Genomic DNA, 21,222 nt, shown 5'->3' on the forward strand with positions numbered 1-21,222 from the left:
TAACTATCTATTTTATAGATGTTTATGTGTTTTGTGTGAAGTGCTAATTATACTTTTTCCAAGTAGCCATAAAATCGGCTCTCATGTCCTGAAATCTGGCACTTACTCGCTTGATAAAGTCTTCATCTAAGAGTTCAAAAACACTGTCAACTCCGTTGATTAAATCCATTTCAGAAAGCTTGTAGGTTTGCTCTAAAGTACCTTGCTCAAACTTGATGATGTACTTCATGTTCATAGAAAAGATGGTAATCTTACATTCCGGATGTGGTAATTCTGCTACTACTCGCATAAGGGTGTTTGGTTAAAAAAAAATCTATAATTCAAAAGGAAAAATTCAAAATAGATTGCTTCTTCGTTCCTCATCGCAATGACACAAATCAATCAATCATTCAATCAAAACTCAATCCATCAAAAATCACTAGCAACTGGGTTTTTGCCCATCAAAGTGCCTTCGCTGCTGATGATTCTGAATCGGGCAAAAAGCTCTTCGCTGTACCAGTCTTCACTGCGGGTAAGCTTTACCACATCAGCGTGTTCTTTATCGCGGTAAGCGAATTTTTTTACGTCTTCTAAGGAATTCCAAACAGAAAAAGTAGCCTGTCTAATAAAAGGAGCTTCGCCAATACCTACCGAGGTGATGAAACCTTGTGAGCTATTCATGATAGCGGAAACCTTTGGTACGTTAGCCCAAAAATTTTTAAGTTTTGATGGTCTTATGGTGGCTCTGGTTAGGACACCAACCATGCCTTCATGTCCTTTAATTTTAGGTTTCCCGAAAGGCTCTTTGCCATCCCATTTGCCATGGGCTTCTACAGGTTCGCACAAAACAGTCCATTGTTCGGTGGTGAATTTTTGCCACCATTTGGCTATGAAAGAGCTGTTTTGAAATTTTCTGAAATCATCTTCATCTTCCCAAACAGCAAATAAACCCCATTGCTGGTAATCTGGGTTAATATCGAAGGTGCCGTTTTTGCCACAGCCCATCAATTTCCAGAATGTACATGCTTTGTTTATCCAAAGAGGAAAGCGATGTATCGCCATAGCGAAAAAAGCTAATGGAATATAGCGTTTAGGGTATCTTACAATAGTGATAGAAACAATCATGGTTGGCTAATTTCGGGAATTTAAAGCCAACCATGATGTAAAGTTGATAAGTTTTTGAATGTTAAGAATTAATATGCTTGTACACCTAATTCTTTTAAGACGCCGCTTGCCTTATCTATTTTAGATGCTACCCAAAGTACATAGCGGATATCTACACCTATAGAGCGACTGTAATTTTCGTTCCAAGCGTAATCATTAATGGTTGCTTCGTAAGCTCTATCGAAGTTTACGCCAATAAGCTCGCCATAAGCATTTAAAACAGGAGAGCCAGAATTACCGCCCGTAGTATCCATATCATATAAAAAGCATACAGGAACATCATTTAGCTCGGCCATTTTAAACGGACCGAAGTCTTTCTGCTCCCATAAGGTTTTAATTTGTTCTGGGTATTGATAATCTACATTTCCGCTTCTTCCTTTTTCAATAATCCCTTTAACACTGGTGAAGGGAAGCATATAGCTGCCGTCAACAGGAGAGAAGCCTTTGATGTGGCCGTAAGTTAAACGTAAGGTGCTGTTAGCATCGGGGATAAAGTTCTTTTGTAGGTACTGCTCTTTAACCGTCACATAATCAGCCATGAGCTTACTTAATTTCGCCTCTCTTTTATCTTGCGTAAGCTTTTTTAAAGCTACTTCTTTAGAGAGCTCTTGCTCAAAACTGAGGAAAGGATCATTATAAACCACCAATTGCTTCATGTCTTTGATTAAGGTTTTGGTGAAGTTTTCATTGCTTAATCGGCTATAAGCAAATAGGTTATTGATGAATTTTTGAGCTTGCTCTAAGCTGTTAAAACCACGAGTATTTTTATCTATAACAGCTATTTTTTGGTTAAGTGGAAGTTTAGATGCTCTTTCTAACATGTTATTTAGTAGTTTTTTATCTACATCAATATCATAAGAGTCATATAAACTAGAGATGGCTTTTTCTAAGCGAGGAAGATTAGTGGTGTAGAAGGTCTCTCGTTTATCCAAAGGTTGTTTTAACAAAGCATCTTTAAAACCATTAATTTGTGCTGCTACTCTTAACAAATTACTTGAACCATAAACTTGAGCATACCATAATTCCTGATAAGCACTGTTGTTGATTTGTTTGTAGATATCATCTATCTCATACATTAAATTACCATACAGCTGTTTTAAATTAGCATTTTGGTTGATGTAGCTTACCAGTTGATTGTCTTCTTCTTGTTTTTGTTTTAATAGCTCGATGTTATTTAAGCCTTTTAACTTGCCACGATAATTTTTTAAAACGTTGGCATTGCGTTTAATACGTGTTGCCAGTTTTAGTTCTGTTGTACGTCCTTTGCTTTTACCAACCTCTTCCATGGTTTTATTTTGGAACTCGTATAAATCTGCCGTATAAGGTAATTGGTAATTTTGTTGATAGGCAATAAATTGAGCTGGGCGATGCCTAAACGTTCTGCCAGGATAGCCCAACATGAAGGTGAAATCGCCATCTTTCACTCCGCCAGCATTTATTTTAAGATGCTTTTTAGGTTTGTAAGGAACATTTTCTTTAGCATAGCTTGCTGCACTACCGTCTGGTGCCACATAAGCTCTCATGAAAGAGAAATCGCCGGTATGTCTTGGCCAAACCCAATTATCGGTTTCACCACCAAATTCGCCCACATTTTGTTTAGGTACGTAAACCAATCTAACATCCCTAATGATTTTATATTTGAACAAAATATAGCTTTTGCCAATAAACATTTCAGACACTTCGGCATCAATACTTTTATCTGCTGCTTCTGTTCTGGCTTCTATAATTCTTATTTTTTCCTGAATTATTTTCTGGCGTTGCGATACATCATCAACTCCGCTAACTGCTGTTAATATTTCTTCAGACACATTCTCATAAGAATCTGTAATACGGCAGGTTAAGCCTTTTGCTTCAATTTCTTGTTCAGGTTTGTTGGCCACAAAACCATGGGTTAAATAATCATTTTCGGCAGTACTGGCCAACTGTACGGCAGAGAAAGCGCAATGGTGGTTGGTAATAATTAATCCGCTTTCAGAAACGAAAGAACCTGTACAACCACCAACGTTAACCAAGGCGTCTATCAAGCTGGTACTATCGGGGTTATAAATTTCTTTCTGTGGGATTTTTAACCCAGCTTTTTGAAGGTCTAGTTTAGAAACCTCGCTTAGCGGAAACATACCTTCATCAAAAGGTTTGGTACTGATGTTTCCTAAGGCTAAAGCACTTAATGAAAATGTAAAAAGGACTTTTTTAGTTATCATCATGATAAAAATTATAAACGTGAGATGGAGAAAATTAAGTAAAATAGCCTACATAGCATTTATTAATTCTGTTACAATTGTAAAAAGGAGCTATTTTTCTAGATTTTCAAACGCTTTACAATTAGCGATGTTATTTTTGTGCTATGGCAGAGGATTTAAAAATAATTAAAGGGCATAAGGAGGCACAGTACCAATCTATTTACCAACAAATAGAGGCATTGTTAGGTGGCGAGACAGATGTGATTGCTAATCTGGCTAATATCGCGGCAGCTTTAAAAGAACAGTTTAATTGGTTTTGGGTAGGTTTTTATTTAGTTAAGGATGAAGAGTTGGTTTTAGGTCCGTTTCAAGGTCCGGTTGCTTGTACCCGAATACAAAAGGGCAGAGGCGTTTGCGGAACATCTTGGGCACAAGCTAAAACGCTTATTGTAGAAGATGTAGATGCTTTCCCTGGGCATATTGCTTGTAGCAGCTTATCAAAATCAGAAATTGTTGTTCCCTTGATTAAAAATGATGTAGTTTGGGGTGTTTTAGATGTAGATAGCGATACTTTAGCCGCATTTGATGAGCTAGATAAATTGTGGCTAGAGAAAATCATCAACTTATTATAACAACATCATATAAACCTATTACATGATTAATTATAACCCTAAAGAGTGGTTCACTTTTATTTTTCAGATACATAAAGCAGATACTTTTAGAAAGCTTTTACCGCTTATGTTGGCTGTTAGCGTATATGCTGGTTTGGTAGCTTACTTAGAATTAGAATATTGGCAACTATCAGAAAGTAGTCATGTGAAAAATTTAAGCCTGATGCACAGTATGTTGGGTTTTGTAATTTCGCTTTTATTGGTTTTTAGAACGAATACGGCTTATGATAGGTGGTGGGAAGGCAGAAAACAGTGGGGAGCTTTAACCAATAATTCTAGAAATTTTGCCATCAAATTAAAAGCTTTTTTAGCTGCTGATGATAGGAAGTTTTTTAATAACATGATTCCTAATTATGCTTTTGCTCTTAAAAGCCATTTAAGAGAGAATGAAGATTACCACGAGATAGACCCCGTGTTAGACTTACATAAAGAGAAGCATTTACCCAATCAAATTGCTCATGCCATGTATGATAAGCTCTTTAAATTGCATCAAGAGCAGAAACTTTCAGCAGAGCAATTATTGATTTTGAACAGCGAGGCGATGTCTTTTACCGATATTTGCGGTGCTTGTGAAAGAATTAAAAATACACCAATACCTTTTTCTTACAGTGTTTTTATCAAGAAGTTTATTTTCTTTTTTGTGATGACTTTGCCCTTCGGTTGGGTTTTTAGTTTGGGCTATTATATCATCCCGGTAGTGGTTTTTATTTTATATGCTTTTGCTAGTTTAGAGCTTATTGCAGAAGAAATAGAAAATCCTTTTGGTACAGATGCCAATGATTTACCTCTTGATGCCATTTGTATCAATATTAAAAAGCATGTTAGTGAGATTTTAGAGTAAGAGTTGTTTTTTTATAATATTGATTGATTTTTGATTGATTGAATGATTGATTAATTAAGCTTTTCGCCTTTTGCGTTAAGCTTTCAGCTCAGAAGATTGATTGATTTTTGATTGATTGAATGATTGATTAATTAAGCTTTTCGCCTTTTGCGTTAAGCTTTCAGCTCAGAAGATTGATTGAATGATTGATTAATTAATTAAGCTTTCAGCTCAGAAGATTGATTGGGTTTTGAATTTTTAATTTTTCCTTTTGAATTTATAAGTTTTGAACTTTTTACTTTAAAAACCCTCATGCTAACATCATACAATAGCTTGAAAAAATAGTGCAGAAAAGCATTTGCTTTAGTTGATAGCTTTACTAATAAACCTAAAGTGTGTTAAATGTTTGGTTAACACCTTTTTATATTAAAAGCTATGCAAATTTTCTACAAAAGACTTTTATTAAGCTGTTTCGCATGTATGTGCTTATTAAATGGCTTTCTATTCAGTTCTAAAGTACAAGCACAAAATAAAACTACACAAGCCACTTGGATATGGTATCCCGGAGATTTTGAAGTTTGGTTAAGCAACCAAATGCAAAACAGAAGAACAGAGCGTGGTACTTTCTTTCCACCGTTCTGGCGTATGGATAGTCATTATGTTTTGGTAGAATTTCATAAAGAGTTTAACCTTACGCAGCCAGAAGAAATAGAGTTATTTACTGAAGGACAGTACAATGTTAAAATCAATGGAAAAATGCTTTCTGGTTATCCTAAAAAGCTACAATTAGCTGCCGGAAAGCAGAAAATCAATATCAAAGTTTATGCACAGGATAAAGTTCCGGCTATTTACATCAATGGAAAAACTGTAAAAACTGACGCTTCTTGGTTAGCAACTTTTGAGGATAAAGAATGGATAGATGAAACAGGAAAAGCTTCTGATGCTTCTGGTACAACCTATGTAAATGCAGGGACATGGAATTTCAATTCGCCCAATCAAAAACCTTCAACTTTTAAGCTAAGTACTAAACCTAAATATGCTATTAAAACAGATGTTAAAGGTGCTTCAAGATTGATAGATTTTGGAGAGGAAACTTTCGGATTTATCAAACTACATGGTTTAAAAGGAAATGGGCAGTTAAGAATTTATTATGGCGAGTCTAAAGAAGAAGCTTTAAGTTCGCTAAAATGCGAAACCTTTGATTTTGTAGATGTTAATTTGTCCAAAGCTCAGGATTCTACCTTGCAACTCTCCAAAGCTTTCAGATATGTACAGGTAGAAACGGATGCAGGCGTGAAACTCGACTCTGTTTCTATGCTTTATGAATATTTACCGGTGAAAGATAGAGGAACTTTTACTTCGTCTGATGCCGAGTTGAACAAAATATGGCAAGTTTCTAAATACACCATGGAGCTTACCACACGTGAATTTTTTATTGATGGCATCAAACGTGACCGATGGATATGGAGTGGCGATGCTTACCAAAGTTATTTAATGAATTACTATCTGGCTTTTGATGAAGCCAGCGTAAGAAGAACCATATTAGCTTTAAGAGGTAAAGACCCTGTTACCAGCCATATCAATACCATTATGGATTATACTTTCTATTGGTTCTTAAGCATTCAAGATTATTATCAATACACGGGCGATAAGCAATTTATCAACTTAGTTTATCCTAAAATGAAAAGCTTAATGGATTTTTGCTTACAGCGTAGAAACCAAAACGGCTTTATGCAGGGTCTTTCCGGCGATTGGATTTTTATAGACTGGGCCGATGGTTTAAGCAAACAAGGTGAAGTAAGTTTTGAGCAATTGCTTTTATGCAGAAGTTTAGAAACCATCGCTTTATGTGCAGATTTAGCAGCCGATGATAAGGCATCAGCATATTATAAAAATGAAGCAGCGCAGCTTAAAACCAAGTTTTTCAATAGCTATTGGAACGCGGATAAACAAGCTATTGTACACAGCAGGATAGATGGCAAGCAAACTGAAAATGTAACTCGCTATGCAAATATGTTTGCTATTTTCTTTGATTATTTAAACGCTCAACAAAAAGAAGGGGTAAAGAAGAATGTTTTGCTAAATGATAAAATCCAGAAAATCATGACGCCTTATATGCGTTTTTACGAGCTTGAAGCTTTATGTGCTATGGGCGAGCATGATTATGTGATGAAAGAGATGAAAAACTATTGGGGCGGCATGCTAAAATTAGGCGCTACCTCATTTTGGGAAGAGTATAATCCTAGTAAAAAAGATACAGAGCATTATGCCATGTACGGCCGAGAGTTTGGTAAAAGCCTTTGCCACTCTTGGGGTGCTAGTCCGGTTTACCTTTTAGGTAAATATTATTTAGGTGTAAAGCCCTTAACAGCTGGTTATCAGCAATATTTGGTAGAACCGCATCTGGGCGGCTTACAATGGATGCAAGGTACAGTACCTACACCAAATGGCGATATCAGTTTATACTGTTCAACATCAGAAATTAAAATTAAGGCAGATAGCGGTACCGGAACTTTACGTCTGAAAAGTGAAACCAAACCTCAAGCGAAAGGCATCAGCGTTAAGCAAATTGGGCAAAACTATTACGAGTTAAGCATTCCATCCAACAAAGAATATATCATTAAATACAAATTATAATCTAGCATGCATTCCATTAAAAGCTATGCTGTTTTTACAGCTAAAGCTAAACTAGAAAAGCCCATAGCAGATGCTACACACACTTTAACAGAGATTTCTTTTATCGTTTTACGTATCCGTCTTAAAGATGGTACCATTGGCGAGTCGTATTTGTTGAGCTTTCAATACAACCCTCAAGCCATTATTGGAGCTTTAAAAGATGCCGGAGAGCTGCTTATTGGCGAGGAGGTTTATGATACTGTAAAGGTTTTTGATAAGCTAAACCATGCCAATGAATATTTTGGTATGGAGGGCTTAAACCGATGGGCACAAGGCGCTTTTAATATTGCCATGTGGGATGCTTGGGCTAAAATATTAGGTCAGCCAGTTTGGAAAGTTTTAGGAGCATCAAAAAGAGAAATCCCTATTTATGGTAGTGGCGGTTGGATTTCTTACAGCCCCGATGAATTGATTGATGAAGTTACCCAATACAAAAATAGAGGTTTTAAAGCCGTTAAAATAAAAGTAGGTAAACCCGATTGGAAAGAAGATTTAGAACGCTTAAGATTAGTAAGAGAAGCCGTTGGTAACGAAATCAATATCATGATGGATGCCAACCAAGGGATGAATGTAGCCAATGCTTTACAACTAGCACAAGCTGCTAAAAACCTGCATATCAATTGGTTTGAAGAGCCAATTTTACATGATGATTATCAAGGTTTTGAGTTGTTGAGAAATCAAGCAGGTATTTCTATTGCTATGGGAGAGCGTGAGTACTCTTTAACACCTTTAAGAGAACTTTTACAAAGAAATGCCATTGATATTTGGCAGCCTGATATTTTAAGATTAGGTGGGGTAGAAGCTTGGAGAAATAGTGCTGCACTTGCGGCAAGTTTTAATGTAAGCGTTTTGCCACATTATTATAAAGATTACGATATCCCTTTACTATGTACCATTTCTAATGGGGCTGGCGCCGAGTCTTTCGATTGGATAGACACGCTTATTGATCATCCTTTAGAGATAAAAGACGGCATGGCTACACCGCATAACACACCGGGATGGGGCTTCAAATTTAAAGACGAGTACTTAAGACAGGTATAAAAATCAAAAATGAATTATCAAAAACACATTATATGTCATAAGCTTATCAAGCGAGTTTCTTTAGCTTTTGGCTTGTCTGCTTTTGCTTTTTATCAAGCGCAAGCACAAACAGTTGATGGTTTGCCAGCTACTGTTCCGCCTGTGCCGGGTATCTTTAATGCCGAACCTTGGGAGCAGCCAGAAATTACCAGTATCAACCGCGATGCTGCTAGGGCTACTGCTTATTCTTATGCCACCGAAGCCGATGCTTTAGAAGGTAAAAGAGAAAAGTCCAGAATGTTGCTACTTAACGGGGAATGGGATTTTAAATTTGCTTATAAACCTGCCGATGCTCCTCAGGATTTTTACAAACAAAGGGTTAAAAACTGGGATAAAATAGAAGTTCCATCAAACTGGGAACTAAAAGGTTATGATATCCCGATTTATAAAAGTGCGGTTTATCCATTTCGTCCGGTAGACCCGCCACGTGTGCCTAGAGATTATAATGCTGTAGGCTCTTTCCAAAAGACTTTCACCTTACCACAACATTGGCAAGACATGAACATTACCTTACATTTTGGTGGGGTAAGTTCTGCTTTTAAAGTGTGGCTAAATGGTAAATTTTTAGGTTATGCCGAGGATAGTTGTCTGCCATCAGAATTTAATGCCACACCTTATTTGCAAAGTGGAGAGAATATCATTTCAGTACAAGTTATCCGCTGGAGCGATGGTGCTTATCTGGAAGATCAAGACCATTGGAGAATGAGCGGTATACAACGCGAGGTGATGCTTCTGGCAGAGCCTAAAATACGCATTGCGGATTTTCATTATCAAGTTAAACTGGATAAAAACTACCAAGATGCTAAATTTAGCTTAAGACCGCGTTTAGATAATTTTACCGGTGTTGCCCCTGATGGTTATATCGTAAAAGCACAATTATACAATCAGCAAAAGCAGCCTGTATTTAGCAAAGCTTTAGAGCGCAGTGCCGAGTCTATCATTAACGAATCTTACCCACGTTTAGATAACGTGAAATTTGGTTTGCTAGAAGCCGAAGTTAAAAATCCATTGAAATGGAGTGATGAAACGCCTCATTTATACACTTTAGTGATTTCTTTGCTTGATAAAAATGGTAAGCTCTTGGAGGCTAAAAGCTGCAAAGTAGGTTTTAGAAGTGTGGAGTTTTCTAAAACTAATAGCAAATTGCTAATTAATGGTAAAGAAACTTATTTGTATGGGGTAAACCGTCATGACCACGACCCAAGAAGGGGTAAAGCGCTTACGCGTGATGATATTAAGAGAGATGTTTTACAATTGAAGCAGTTTAATTTTAATGCCATCAGAACAAGTCACTATCCAAACGACCCTTATTTTTACGAATTGTGTGATGAGTATGGCATCTTAGTGATGGATGAAGCCAATTACGAAACTCATGGTTTGGGCGGTAAATTGGCCAATGACCCAGCTTGGGCAGCTGCACATTTAGAACGTGTTACCAGAATGGCTTACCGCGATAAAAATCATCCTTCAATCATCATCTGGAGTTTAGGAAATGAAGCTGGCAGAGGCCCAAATACCGCTGCTATGGCTGCCTGGCTGCATGATTTTGATATTACCAGACCAGTGCATTACGAACCTGCTATGGGTAGCCATGCGGAGGAAGGTTATATAGAACTGGGCGATCCGCGTTATCCTAAAACTAACGACCATTCGCACCGATTACAAAACCCCGTAGACCAGTATTATGTAGATATGGTCAGCAGGTTTTATCCGGGAGTTTATACCCCAGAGCTTTTGCTTAATCAGCAAAACGGAGACAAAAGACCAATACTTTTTGTAGAATACTCGCACTCTATGGGAAATTCTACAGGTAATATGAAAGAGTTTTGGGATATCTTTAGAAGTCACCCACGTTTAATAGGTGGTTTTATCTGGGATTATAAAGACCAAGGCTTATATAAAAAAGATTCTACAGGAGTTGAATTTTTAGCTTATGGCGGTGATTTTGGAGAGAAAAATCATAGTGGAAACTTTAGTTTAAACGGCATTGTTGATGCTACCGGAAGACCAAAAGCCGCCATTTATGAATGTAAAAGAATTTACCAGCCTGTAGAAACAACTTTAATAGATACAAAAAAAGGTGTTTTAAAAGTCCAAAATCGTCATGCTAGTAAATCATTAATAGATTACACTATTAACCTTATCATCAGAGAAGATGGCGAAATCATAGCCAATAAGCTTTTGCCAAATTTGAATCTGGAAGCAGGGAAAGAAACAGAAATCAGTATAGCTAAATATTTACCAAGTTTTAAAGCAGGTAGTGAGTATTTAGCTGATATACATTTTACCCTTACTAAAGATGAGCTTTGGGCAAAAAAAGGTCATGAAATAGCTAGTAACCAGTTTGCTTTAACAGGATTGGCCGAGCATAGAAAGTATAAAAGAAATTATGCCAACATCACCGTTAAAGAAAGCCCACACGAGTTTGAACTGCATGGTAAAACGTTCATAGCTAAATTTAATAAAGCTAATGGGGCTTTAGTTTCTTATGTGATAGCAGGTAAAGAACAAATTTTCCAAGCTTTACTGCCAGATTTTACTCGCCCACAAACCGATAACGACCGTCGTGGTTGGAAACCAACAAAAAAACTTAAACCTTGGTATGATAGCGATATTAAATTAACAGCTACCAGTTTAGATCAAACAATAAGTAATATCATTAAAATAAAAAGTACTTATAGCTTAATTCAGGATAGCGCAAAAGTAAACGTTTTATACAGCATCAATGGCGATGGTGTTATTAAAGTAGATTATGCTTTAGAAGCGCATCCATCACTACCTAACATCCCAAAAATTGGTATGCAAACGGCAACCGCTCGTGATTATAGCCAAATAAAATGGTATGGCCGTGGTGAATTAGAAAATTATGTTGATAGACGCTACGGTTTTGATGCAGCCATTTATAGTCAGCCTTTAGCTCAATTTATGGAGCCTTATGTATATCCACAAGAAAACGGTAACAGAACAGATGTTCGTTGGATGTTCCTCAATAACAACAAGGGGCAAGGCTTAATGGTTGTAGCCGATAGTTTACTAAGCATGAGCGCTTGGCCTTTTACAGAGAAAAATATATCAGAAACCAAACATTGGCATAAGCTAAAAGACGCTGGTTTTATCACCTTAAATATCGATTTGATACAAATGGGTGTAGGTGGTAATGATACCTGGTCTGATGTTTCTCAGCCTTTAGCGAAATATCAAAACAAGGCTAAAAATTATCAATATAGCTTTTACTTATATCCAACAACAGTATTAAAAGAAAAAGAAGGCGCCTTAGCTAAGAAGTTAATTTTCTAACTCGTCTTCAAGAAATTTAAGAAATAAACATGTCCACAAAGAAAATATTAAAAGGAATAACTTGGAACCATAGCAGAGGCTTTACATCTGTTGTAGCCACAGCCCAACGTTTTACAGAACTTTATCCCGATGTAGATATCATTTGGGAAAAACGTTCTTTACAGCAATTTGCAGATATGTCTATCCAACAGCTGGCAGAAAAATACGATTTATTGGTGATAGATCATCCATGGGCGGGCTTTGCTGCGGGTACAAAATCTATCCTTCCTTTAGATGATTATTTGCCAGCTGCCTTCATCAAAGACCAAGAGGAAAATTCGGTTGGCCGCTCTCACGAAAGCTATAATTTTAATGGCAAGCAATGGGCTTTAGCTATAGATGCAGCAACGCCCGTAGCATCAAGCAGACCAGATTTATTAGCGCAGCAAGGTTTAAGCTTGCCTGAAACTTTTGATGATGTTTTGGCTTTAGCCGATAAAGGTTTGGTAGCTTGTGCACTTATTCCTATTGATGTATTGATGGCTTTTTATGGTTTTTGTGCAACGCTGGGTGAAAAACCATGCCTACAAGACGATGTTGTAATTAGCGCAGAAACAGGTACTAAGGCTCTACAGTTATTTAAAAGCTTAAGTGATAGGATAGACCGTTCTTTCTTTGATAAAAACCCTATTCAGGTTTATGAAACCATGGTAAATACCAATCAAATAGCTTATTGTCCTTTTGCTTATGGTTATTCTAACTATTCAAGAAATGGTTATGCAGCCAACTTACTTCATTTTCATGATACAGTAAATTTAGAAGATTATGGTCATTTAATTACTTCTTTAGGGGGTACGGGCTTGGCTGTTTCATCATCATCAAAATACATCCATGAAGCGGTTAAATATGCCGAGTTTACAGCTCAACCAAATACACAAGAATTTTTATTTTTTGATAATGGAGGGCAGCCTGGGCATTTAAAAGCTTGGGAAAGTGAGCATACCAACAATGCATCTCATCAATATTTTAAAAATACCTTGCCAACCTTACAAAGGGCTTATTTAAGGTCACGTTACCAAGGGCATATGTATTTTCAAGACCATGCCGGTGATATTGTTAGAAATTATTTGTTAAACGGTGGCAATGAAAAAGCTGTTTTAGATGCTTTAAACGAGTTATATATCCAATCTAAAAATCTAGAGAAGGCTTAATATGAAACCACTAGAAGGCTTATTGGTGTTAGAATTTGCACAGTTTATGGCAGCGCCATCGGCTGGTTTAAAACTGGCCGATTTAGGTGCTCGTGTCATCAAAATAGAACGCCCCGTAAAAGGCGAGGCGGGCAGGCAAATTGCTATTAAGAATCTATTTATAGATGGTGATAGCTTAGTTTTTCATACCATAAACCGCAATAAAGAGTCTTACGCCGCCGATTTGAAAAATCCTGAAGATTTAGAGCGCATCAAAAAGCTTATTCAGCAGGCAGATATCATTACCCATAACTTTCGTCCGGGGGTGATGGAGAAAATAGGTTTAGATTATGAGCAGGTAAAAAAGCTTAATCCTAAAGTTATCTACGCCATAGTAACGGGTTATGGCAATAAAGGTCCTTGGGCAAACAAACCGGGACAAGATTTATTAATCCAGTCTTTATCAGGTTTAACCTGGCTTTCTGGTACAAAACAAAAAGGCCCTGTTCCCTTTGGTTTGGCTGTCGCCGATATGGTTTGTGGTGCTCATTTATGCCAAGGTATTTTGGCAGCTTTAATCAGGAGAGCTAAAACCCAAACAGGTGCTTTGGTAGAAGTTAGCCTGATGGAATCTATCCTAGATGTGCAATTTGAAGTTTTAACCAGTTATTTAAATGATGGAGGAAAACTCCCTGATAGAAGCTCGGTTAAAGGAAATGGACACGCCTATTTAAGCGCTCCTTACGGGATATACCAAACTGCCGATAGCTACATTACTTTAGCTATGGGTAATTTATTGCATTTAGGCGAGGTTTTAGGTATAGATTTATCAGCCTACAGCAAAAAAGAAGATTGGTTTACTAAGCGAGATGAAATCAATACTTTAATAGCCCAGCAGCTCATTAAAAAAGAAACCGATGCTTGGATATTTATCCTTGAAGAGCAAAAAATATGGTGTTCAAGAGTTTATAATTATCAGGAAATTCTAAACCACGAAGCTTATAAGATTCTGGATATGCAACAGCAGCTTAACCTGCCTGATGGTACACAGCTTACAAGTACAAGAAGTCCCATCCAAATCAATCGTCAAAAATTATTTTCAGCAAAAGCAGCTCCTAAAGCTGGTGCGCATACAGTAGCTATAAATCAGGAATTTAACTTATGATGCCTTTAAAAGATTATTTAGTTGTAGACTTTAGTCAGTTTCTTTCTGGTCCGTCAGCAAGTTTGCGCTTGGCCGATTTAGGTGCTCGGGTTATTAAAATAGAACGACCAGAAACAGGAGATATTTGCAGGCATTTATATACTTCTAACGTTATTTTAAACGGAGAATCTTCTGTTTTTCATGCTATTAACAGAAACAAAGAAAGCTTTGCTGTAGATATCAAAGATGAAAAAGACCGCGAGTGGATTTGGAAATTAATACGCAAAGCCGATGTGGTGATGCATAATTTCAGACCTGGCGTTATGGAAAGACTAGGTTTTGATTATGAAAGCGTAAAAGCTCAAAACCCGCAGGTGGTTTATGGTGAAATATCGGGTTACGGTACCGATGGTATTTGGAAAGGTAACCCGGGACAAGATTTACTTTTACAATCTTTAAGTGGTTTAACTTGGTTAAGTGGCGATGCTGATGATGGTCCTGTTCCTATGGGTTTATCTATCATAGATATGCTGGCGGGGGCAAACTTAGCAAATGGTTTATTGGCTTGTTTGGTAAAGAAGGCTATAAGTGGCTTGGGTGCTTTGGTACAGGTAAGTATGCTAGAAACCGCTTTTGATTTCCAGTTTGAAGCTATTACTACTTTTAATAGAGATGGCGGACAGTTACCACAAAGAACAGCTAGTAACAATGCACATGCTTATTTAGGCGCTCCTTACGGGATATATCAAACCCAAAACGGTTGGTTAGCTTTAGCTATGGGGCAAATACCAGTTTTAGGTAATTTATTAAGCTGCGATGCCTTGCTAGCCTATCAAGAAACTGCGGAGGCTTTTGATAAGAGAGATGAAATAAAAGCGGTTTTAGCCTCGCATTTGAAGACAGATACAACAGAAAAATGGCTATCTGTACTAGAGCCAGCAGATATTTGGTGTGCCGATGTTTTAACCTGGGATAAGTTAATGGCTCATGATGGTTTTAAAGCTTTAGAGATGCTACAAGAGGTTACCATGTTAGATGGTTTCTCTTATAAAACCACGCGTTGCCCTATTCGTATTGATGGTCAGCTATTAACATCAGCGAAAGCGTCACCTGCATTAGGGCAAGATAATGCTAAGATTATAAAAGAGTTATCAAATGAGTAATATAAACAAGTTTAGGTTTGCGGTAAGAAAGTTTGAACCTTTTGAGCGCAGTATGCAAAAGATTTGGGAAAGCTTTTGCGTAGCAACAGGTTGTAAGCTTGAGGCCGAGTTTATAGCAATGGACTTACCCGAATTGCATCATGAATTAATCACTAATGAAGGCTTAAAAAATGGAAACTGGGATGCAGCCCATTTAGTAACCGATTGGTTATTAGAAGCCTATACAGCTAATGCTATAGCAGATATTAAACCTGCTCTAAATAAGCAAGAGCTTGCCGCCTGGAGTAACTCTTTATTGGATATTCAACAGTTTGATGGTAAATTATTGGGTTTGCCTTTTCATGATGGACCTGAGTGCTTAATATATCGTAAAGATTTATTTGAATCTCCGCAAGAGCAGCAAAAATTTAAAGACTTGTATGGTAAGGATTTAAAAGTGCCCCTAAGCTGGGATGATTTTATAGAAGTAGCGGAGTTTTTCCTAAGACCTGAGGATAGTTTATACGGTACTGTGGTAGCAGCTTTTCCTGATGGACATAATACCGTTTTTGATTTTTGTTTACAACTATGGAGTCGAGGAGGTGAATTGCTTGACGCAGATGGAAATATCCAAATTAACACTCCAGAAGCTGCTGATGGTTTAATATTTTATAGAGATTTATTAAATAATCATCAAGCAATACATCCGCAATCAGCGCAATATGAATCTGTACAAGCAGGTGAGGCTTTTGCCCGTGGCGAAGTAGCCATGATGGTGAATTGGTTTGGTTTTGCGGCTGTTTGTGAAGTTTCAGAAAGCTCAAAGGTTAAAGGTAAGGTTGATGTAGCAGGCTTACCCAAAGCTGGCAACGGAGAAGCTTGTTCTTTAAATGTTTATTGGATGTATGCCGTTGGTACAGGAAGTAAACACCAAGATATAGCATTGGCTTTTGTGAAGTATGCAACCCAAGCTCAGCAAGATAAATTACTCACTTTAGAAGGGGGTATTGGCTGTAGAAAATCTACCTGGCAAGATGCTGATGTTAATCGTATCATTCCTTATTATCATAAGTTAGAAGAGTTGCATAAACATGCTAAAACATTGCCACAAAGCAAACATTGGTCGGCCATTGCAAGCCTTATAGATGAGTTGGTTGTGAAAGCATGTTCAACTACTGATGATGTAGGTGATTTGCTAAAAGATGCTCAGTATAAAATAAATAATATCAATACTTTATAGTATTTGATTAAATAAAATATTTAATAGATATGGATATTCAATATCATCCTATTTTACCTCAAAAAAAGTTGCCCATTATTATGATTGGTGCAGGCGGAATTGTAAAAGATGCCCATTTACCTGCCTATAAAAAAGCAGGTTTTGAGGTTGTAGGAATTACCAATCGTACCAGGGAAAGAGCGGTGCAGGTTGCGCAAGATTTTCATCTTCCTAATGTTTATGATTCTGTTGCTGATGCAGTAGCTAAAGCGCCTTCAAATGCGGTTTATGATATTACAACCATGCCCGAAAGTTATATCAGTATCTTAGAGCAATTGCCAGACGGTAGCGCTGTTCTGATACAAAAGCCTATGGGCGATGATATCCAGCAAACACAAGATATCCTAGAAGTTTGTAGAAAGAAGAATTTGGTAGCGGCCATCAACTGTCAGTTGCGTTTTGCACCTTATGTAAGTGCAGCCAGATATCTTATAGAAAAAGGTTTCTTAGGCGATTTATACGATATGGAGGTAAGGGTAACCGTAGAAACACCTTGGGAGTTATTTCCGCATGTGATGGTGCATCCACGTTTAGAAATCCAATACCATAGCATTCATTATATAGATTTAATGCGGTCTTTTTTAGGCAATCCTAAAGGTGTTTTAGCTAAAACTTTAAAACATCCTGCAAAGAAGTTATCCTCATCTCGTTCTACCATTATTTTGGATTATGGCGATACGTTACACTCAGTTATCAATACCAACCACGACCATGCTTTTGGCCCACATCATCAAGAAAGTTTTATTAAATGGGAAGGTACTAAAGGAGCTATAAAAGCTAAAATGGGTTTATTAATGGATTATCCTAATGGTGTACCCGATGTTTTTGAATATTGCTTATTAGAGGACGAAAAAGCACCCGAATGGAAAAGTATCAATTTAGAAGGTTCTTGGTTTCCCGATGCTTTTATTGGTACCATGTCTAGCCTCATGCGCTATAAAAACGGAGAAACTAAGGTTTTACCCACTAGCGTAGAAGACGTTTTTCAAACCATGATGCTGGTAGAGAAAGCTTACGAGGTGAGTTTAAAGTAAGGAGTCTGTGTACCGTTGACGGATGAACACTGTCTAAAGTCCTGAGTGGAGAATAAAAGCCCCTAATCACCTAAAGCACTTATTGTCTAACAAACTAATAACTAACAAACTAACCAACTAATACCTAACCACCTAACAACTAACCAACTAAATATGTATTTTAAGTCGATTTTTTTTGAGGATTACCAATTAGAAGAGAAAAGAGTAACCTTAGGTAGAACCATTACCGAGACAGATTTTGTAGTTCATGCAGGGCATACCGGAGATTTTTTTCCGCACCATATGGATGCAGAATGGTGTAAGACACAGCCTTTTAAGCAGCGTATTGCGCATGGTTCCATGATATTTAGCATTGGTATTGGCTTAACAGCTTCGGAAATAAACCCTGAGGCGATGTCTAAAGGTTATGATAGGTTAAGATTTATTAAGCCTGTTTTTATTGGCGATACCATCCATTCAGAAATTACCATTTCTGCCAAATCTGATGCTAAAAAGCCCGAATATGGTAACGTTACAGAACATGTAGAGGTTATTAACCAACATGGTGAGGTAGTTTTGGTGTGTGATCATATCTTATTGGTAAAAAGAAAATCTGTTTGATATGAATACGAACTCAGTAAATCAGCCATCGGTATTAAACCAAAGCAAAGGGTCAAAACAAAACTATGTATTGCCTTTTATCTTAATAGTATGTTTGTTTTTTTTATGGGGCATGGCTCATAATTTGGATTCTATCTTGATTCCGCACTTAAAAAAAGCTTGTCAGCTAAATAACAGACAGTCTACTTTAATAGATACCTCAATTTTCTTAGCTTATTTTTTAATGGCTATTCCCGCCGGAATGATGCTTAGAAAATTTGGCTATAAAGCCAGTATGATTATAGGTTTATTGGTATTTGCAATGGGAGCATTTTTGTTTATTCCGGCTGCCAATACGCTATCATACAGTATTTTCTTAATTGCATTGTTTATTATTGGTTGCGGTTTAACCGTTTTAGAAACAGCAGCAAACCCTTATGCCACCATCTTAGGTAAGCCAGAGGGGGCAACAACCCGATTAAACTTAGCTGCATCATTTAACGGTTTGACAGCTATGGTAGCGCCTATTATTGGCGCAAACTTTATATTATCTGGAAAAGAATATACAGCAGCGCAGCTAGCGGATATGCCAGAGAGCGAAAAAATGAGCTATTTATTTTCTGAAGCAGCAGCAGTTAAAACTCCTTATTTGGTATTAGGTATCATCGTAATTCTGGTTGCTGTTTTGTTTTATTTTATCCATTTCCCAGAAATAAAGCCAAGTAAAGAAGAAAAAGCCAAAACCGGATTTTTTGCAGTCCTAAAACATCGCCATTTAAGATGGGCGGTTATAGCACAATTCTTTTATGTAGGTGCGCAAGTATGTGTAACCAGCTTTTTTATCAGAATGGCGCAGCAAGGAGCAGGTTTAGATGAAAAATCAGCAGCTTACTATTTAACCATTTATGGCTTCTTATTTATGGCTGGTAGGTTTGTAGGTACTTTCTTTTTAAAATATACTACACCACGTAAATTATTGTCCTTATATGCGGTTTTAGCAGCGCTGATGTGTTTGTTAGCTGTTACTACGCAAGGTATTTTCGTGATTTACGCTTTAGGAATCATTGGTTTTTTAATGTCTATTATGTTTCCAACCATTTTTTCTTTAGGTATTACCAATCTTGGAGAAGAAACAAAATCCGGTTCATCTTGGCTTATAATGTCTATTGTTGGTGGTGCTATTTTACCTTATTTAATGGGTACAGTAATAGATTATAATGGAGATAATATACAAATAGGTTATCTTATTCCTTTCTTTTGCTTTATCATCATCTTATTTTTTGGATGGAAGCGAGGCGAAGTGGGCGTTAAAAGTTGAGAGTTAAAAGTGATGAGTTGTTAGTTTTAAAATCATCGTTAAAACTAACAACTCATTTTTTATATGTATCATCCGCTTAGTCACCTAACTCCCCGTAGCTATCCGAACTAATCACCTAAGTATCTAATACCCCAAACCAACTAATTAACTACATAATATCACCGCTAAATAAACAGGCATACCAATGGTAATATTTACAGGGAAGGTTACGGCTAAAGCCATTGGGATGAAAATACCTGGGTTGGCTTTAGGTACAGCAATTTTCATGGCAGCTGGTACAGCTATATAAGAAGCACTGGCAGCTAAAACAGCCATAATAAATCTATCACCAGGTTCATGGGTAATGATTCTACTTAAGTAAGCTACAATTAATCCGTTTACTAAAGGTGTTACAGTAGCAAAAACCACGGTAAATTTACCGCTGTTTAAGAAATCTTGTAGCTTTTTACCGCTAACAATTCCCATATCAAGTAAGAATATTGCTAGAAAACCTTTAAAAATATCGGTAGTAAAAGGTTTAATACCCATAGCTTGCTCATCACTTGCCAAAAGTCCAATGATTAAACTTCCTAAAATAAGCAGTACACTACCGTTAGTAAAAGAGTGTTTAATAATTTGGCTAAGGCTTTGTTGTGGTTTCATAGGGTCGTTTTTAGCAAAAATCCTTATCAAAATAACACCTATAATAATAGCCGGAGCTTCCATAAGCGCCATTACAGCAACCATATGTCCATTAAAGCCTATGTTTTGTATTTCTAAGAAAGAAACTGCTGTAACAAAAGTAACAGCACTTACCGATCCGTAAGCAGCAGCAATTGCCCCAGCATTATAAACAGAAAGCTTTTTCTTTAAGATAAAGAAGGTGTAAAAAGGTATAGCAGTGGCAGTACAAATTCCGAAAATGATAGCGTAAATAATCGACATGGAAAACTCGCTATGCGCTAATTCTTGTCCGCCTTTAAAACCAATAGAGAATAATAAATAAAGAGAAATAAATTTTGATGTTTGGTCTGGTATGGCTAAATCGCTTTTAAGTCTTACAGCTATTATACCAAGAATAAAAAATAAAAGAGCAGGGTTTGTTAAATTGTCAATTAAAAGATGGAAGTCCATTATATGAGGTTTAATTAGGGAAAATTCCTTTATTCGCAATGCTATAGCTTTCGTTATTTTCAAGCTGTGCTATTTCTAAACCATACTGTTCAGGGTTATTTTTTTTATAATTATAATCAACCATATTTTTCAATAACACTTTTTTTCTATGATTTTTTGTGGATTTTTGGATAAAGTTATTTGTTGGTTTTTCATCATCATCACTATTAAAACCCCAATCTAAATTATCTCCAAAAGCGTTTTTAAACGCTGAATCATCATTTTTACTGTCTAGAAGTTTTTTTGTTGATAGATATAAATTTAATTCTGTTTGATTTTTGGTGAGCCAAACTAATATGATAATGGCTAGTCCTATTCCCAATTTGCTCAATAAATAATCTGATATAAAACTTACAACAATTAATATCCCCATGATAGCGAAAAGGGTAGGAGCTAATAATTTTTGGATATTGTAGCGTTTTTGCCTCATTTTTAAAGTTTTTAATACTCCAAAATTGAAACTTATAATTCATAAATTATTATTTATACTTTATATGTTTATCATAAAAAAAACTTATGATTTTTTTGATTAAAAGCA

17 protein-coding genes are annotated in these 21,222 nt (G+C 36.7%); 12 read left to right on the forward strand and 5 right to left on the reverse strand.

Annotated elements, in window-relative coordinates; all coding sequences use genetic code 11:
• Positions 1-43: 43 nt before the first annotated feature.
• The 3 genes from H510_RS0113180 to H510_RS0113190 form a co-directional block, all read right to left on the reverse strand.
• Positions 44-289, reverse strand: a complete 246-nt coding sequence (locus H510_RS0113180; RefSeq protein ID WP_026904744.1) for a hypothetical protein — start codon at positions 287-289, stop codon at positions 44-46.
• A gap of 119 nt (positions 290-408) precedes the next feature.
• Complete coding sequence (locus tag H510_RS0113185) at positions 409-1,104, reverse strand: DUF3291 domain-containing protein (RefSeq protein ID WP_026904745.1); 696 nt, start codon at positions 1,102-1,104, stop codon at positions 409-411.
• 68 nt (positions 1,105-1,172) lie between these two features.
• Positions 1,173-3,341, reverse strand: a complete 2,169-nt coding sequence (locus H510_RS0113190) for a S46 family peptidase (protein WP_026904746.1) — start codon at positions 3,339-3,341, stop codon at positions 1,173-1,175.
• A gap of 146 nt (positions 3,342-3,487) precedes the next feature.
• On the opposite strand from H510_RS0113190, the gene H510_RS0113200 reads away from it, so the two are divergent.
• The 12 genes from H510_RS0113200 to fucP all read left to right on the forward strand — a co-directional run bounded on the left by H510_RS0113200 (position 3,488) and on the right by fucP (position 19,532).
• A complete protein-coding gene (locus H510_RS0113200) occupies positions 3,488-3,955 on the forward strand; it encodes a GAF domain-containing protein (protein ID WP_026904748.1) in 468 nt (155 codons plus the stop codon).
• A 22-nt stretch (positions 3,956-3,977) separates the two neighbouring features.
• The gene (locus H510_RS0113205) at positions 3,978-4,835 is read left to right on the forward strand and encodes a bestrophin family protein (RefSeq protein ID WP_026904749.1); all 858 of its coding nucleotides are present in this window, start codon (positions 3,978-3,980) and stop codon (positions 4,833-4,835) included.
• A gap of 414 nt (positions 4,836-5,249) precedes the next feature.
• Complete coding sequence (locus H510_RS0113215) at positions 5,250-7,451, forward strand: alpha-L-rhamnosidase-related protein (RefSeq protein WP_026904750.1); 2,202 nt, start codon at positions 5,250-5,252, stop codon at positions 7,449-7,451.
• Between the two features lie 6 nt (positions 7,452-7,457).
• Entirely contained in the window at positions 7,458-8,531 is a 1,074-nt protein-coding gene (locus H510_RS0113220) for a mandelate racemase/muconate lactonizing enzyme family protein (protein WP_026904751.1), read from the forward strand.
• Positions 8,532-8,540: 9 nt separating this feature from the next.
• Entirely contained in the window at positions 8,541-11,867 is a 3,327-nt protein-coding gene (locus H510_RS18935; protein ID WP_081659284.1) for a glycoside hydrolase family 2 TIM barrel-domain containing protein, read from the forward strand.
• Between the two features lie 29 nt (positions 11,868-11,896).
• On the forward strand, positions 11,897-13,057 hold the full coding sequence (locus H510_RS0113230) for an ABC transporter substrate-binding protein (protein ID WP_026904752.1): 1,161 nt from the start codon (positions 11,897-11,899) through the stop codon (positions 13,055-13,057).
• Between the two features lies 1 nt (position 13,058).
• Positions 13,059-14,201: a CaiB/BaiF CoA transferase family protein gene (locus H510_RS0113235; protein WP_026904753.1), complete on the forward strand. Its 1,143-nt coding sequence runs from the start codon at positions 13,059-13,061 to the stop codon at positions 14,199-14,201.
• On the forward strand, positions 14,198-15,343 hold the full coding sequence (locus H510_RS0113240; RefSeq protein WP_026904754.1) for a CaiB/BaiF CoA transferase family protein: 1,146 nt from the start codon (positions 14,198-14,200) through the stop codon (positions 15,341-15,343). The genes H510_RS0113235 and H510_RS0113240 overlap by 4 nt, the downstream gene beginning before the upstream one ends.
• The gene (locus H510_RS0113245; protein ID WP_026904755.1) at positions 15,336-16,562 is read left to right on the forward strand and encodes an extracellular solute-binding protein; all 1,227 of its coding nucleotides are present in this window, start codon (positions 15,336-15,338) and stop codon (positions 16,560-16,562) included. The genes H510_RS0113240 and H510_RS0113245 overlap by 8 nt, the downstream gene beginning before the upstream one ends.
• A 29-nt stretch (positions 16,563-16,591) precedes the next feature.
• Positions 16,592-17,635, forward strand: coding sequence for a Gfo/Idh/MocA family protein (locus H510_RS0113250; RefSeq protein WP_036692919.1), 1,044 nt, complete (start codon positions 16,592-16,594; stop codon positions 17,633-17,635).
• 153 nt (positions 17,636-17,788) lie between these two features.
• Positions 17,789-18,235 carry a MaoC/PaaZ C-terminal domain-containing protein gene (locus tag H510_RS0113255; protein ID WP_026904757.1) on the forward strand — a complete coding sequence of 149 codons (447 nt, stop codon included), beginning with the start codon at positions 17,789-17,791 and terminating at the stop codon, positions 18,233-18,235.
• Between the two features lies 1 nt (position 18,236).
• Positions 18,237-19,532 carry an L-fucose:H+ symporter permease gene (gene fucP, locus H510_RS0113260; protein ID WP_026904758.1) on the forward strand — a complete coding sequence of 432 codons (1,296 nt, stop codon included), beginning with the start codon at positions 18,237-18,239 and terminating at the stop codon, positions 19,530-19,532.
• 144 nt (positions 19,533-19,676) lie between these two features.
• Here the strand turns inward: fucP and H510_RS0113265 are convergent, their stop codons facing one another.
• Together H510_RS0113265 and H510_RS0113270 are read right to left on the reverse strand one after the other, a co-directional pair.
• On the reverse strand, positions 19,677-20,645 hold the full coding sequence (locus H510_RS0113265; RefSeq protein ID WP_026904759.1) for a sodium-dependent bicarbonate transport family permease: 969 nt from the start codon (positions 20,643-20,645) through the stop codon (positions 19,677-19,679).
• A gap of 10 nt (positions 20,646-20,655) precedes the next feature.
• On the reverse strand, positions 20,656-21,114 hold the full coding sequence (locus H510_RS0113270) for a hypothetical protein (protein WP_026904760.1): 459 nt from the start codon (positions 21,112-21,114) through the stop codon (positions 20,656-20,658).
• Between the last annotated feature and the right edge of the window lie 108 nt (positions 21,115-21,222).

It is taken from the genome of Pedobacter glucosidilyticus DSM 23534, assembly GCF_000425145.1.
GTDB lineage: Bacteria > Bacteroidota > Bacteroidia > Sphingobacteriales > Sphingobacteriaceae > Pseudopedobacter > Pseudopedobacter glucosidilyticus.

Coding starts and splice junctions, on each gene's coding strand:
- H510_RS0113180 (WP_026904744.1), bottom strand. CDS start 289: ATGCGAGTAGTAGCAGAATTACCACATCCGGAATGTAAGATTACCATC.
- H510_RS0113185 (WP_026904745.1), bottom strand. CDS start 1,104: ATGATTGTTTCTATCACTATTGTAAGATACCCTAAACGCTATATTCCA.
- H510_RS0113200 (WP_026904748.1), top strand. CDS start 3,488: ATGGCAGAGGATTTAAAAATAATTAAAGGGCATAAGGAGGCACAGTAC.
- H510_RS0113205 (WP_026904749.1), top strand. CDS start 3,978: ATGATTAATTATAACCCTAAAGAGTGGTTCACTTTTATTTTTCAGATA.
- H510_RS0113215 (WP_026904750.1), top strand. CDS start 5,250: ATGCAAATTTTCTACAAAAGACTTTTATTAAGCTGTTTCGCATGTATG.
- H510_RS0113220 (WP_026904751.1), top strand. CDS start 7,458: ATGCATTCCATTAAAAGCTATGCTGTTTTTACAGCTAAAGCTAAACTA.
- H510_RS18935 (WP_081659284.1), top strand. CDS start 8,541: ATGAATTATCAAAAACACATTATATGTCATAAGCTTATCAAGCGAGTT.
- H510_RS0113230 (WP_026904752.1), top strand. CDS start 11,897: ATGTCCACAAAGAAAATATTAAAAGGAATAACTTGGAACCATAGCAGA.
- H510_RS0113235 (WP_026904753.1), top strand. CDS start 13,059: ATGAAACCACTAGAAGGCTTATTGGTGTTAGAATTTGCACAGTTTATG.
- H510_RS0113240 (WP_026904754.1), top strand. CDS start 14,198: ATGATGCCTTTAAAAGATTATTTAGTTGTAGACTTTAGTCAGTTTCTT.
- H510_RS0113245 (WP_026904755.1), top strand. CDS start 15,336: ATGAGTAATATAAACAAGTTTAGGTTTGCGGTAAGAAAGTTTGAACCT.
- H510_RS0113250 (WP_036692919.1), top strand. CDS start 16,592: ATGGATATTCAATATCATCCTATTTTACCTCAAAAAAAGTTGCCCATT.
- H510_RS0113255 (WP_026904757.1), top strand. CDS start 17,789: ATGTATTTTAAGTCGATTTTTTTTGAGGATTACCAATTAGAAGAGAAA.
- fucP (WP_026904758.1), top strand. CDS start 18,237: ATGAATACGAACTCAGTAAATCAGCCATCGGTATTAAACCAAAGCAAA.
- H510_RS0113265 (WP_026904759.1), bottom strand. CDS start 20,645: ATGGACTTCCATCTTTTAATTGACAATTTAACAAACCCTGCTCTTTTA.
- H510_RS0113270 (WP_026904760.1), bottom strand. CDS start 21,114: ATGAGGCAAAAACGCTACAATATCCAAAAATTATTAGCTCCTACCCTT.